Source organism: Mesorhizobium sp. M4B.F.Ca.ET.089.01.1.1 (assembly GCF_004022605.1).
Taxonomy (GTDB): Bacteria; Pseudomonadota; Alphaproteobacteria; order Rhizobiales; family Rhizobiaceae; genus Mesorhizobium; species Mesorhizobium abyssinicae.
In genome coordinates, this window is record NZ_RZOS01001253.1 from 1 (window position 1) to 560 (window position 560).

At 63.9% G+C, this 560-nt stretch carries 1 protein-coding gene; it reads left to right on the plus strand.

The window, feature by feature from the left end; genetic code table 11:
- A partial coding sequence (locus EN780_RS37020; RefSeq protein ID WP_189557143.1) for an acyl-CoA dehydrogenase family protein occupies window positions 1-560 on the plus strand: 560 nt, incomplete at both ends.

The window sequence follows — 560 nt, forward strand, 5'->3', positions numbered from 1 at the left end:
GACCGGCACCATGAACCTCACCGAGCCGCATTGCGGCACCGATCTCGGCCTGCTGCGCTCCAAGGCGGTGCCGAACGGCGACGGCACCTACAGGATCTCCGGCCAGAAGATCTTCATCTCCGCCGGCGAGCACGACATGTCGGACAATATCGTCCACCTGGTTCTGGCCCGCATCGAAGGGGCGCCGGAAGGCGTGAAGGGCATTTCGCTGTTCATCGTGCCGAAGCTGAAGCTCGATGCCTCGGGCAACCCCGGCCAGAGGAATACCGTCTCCTGCGGCTCGATCGAGGAAAAGATGGGCATCCACGGCAATTCGACCTGTGTCATGAACTATGACGAGGCCGAAGGCACGCTGCTCGGCGAGGCCAATGGCGGGTTGAAGGCCATGTTCACGATGATGAACGAGGCCCGGCTCGGCGTCGGCCTGCAGGGGCTTTCGCTGTCGGAGATCGCCTACCAGAACGCCGTCTCCTACGCCAAGGACCGGCTGCAGGGCCGTTCGCTGTCCGGAGCCAAGGCGCCGGACAAGAAGGCCGACCCGATCATCGTCCATCCCGACA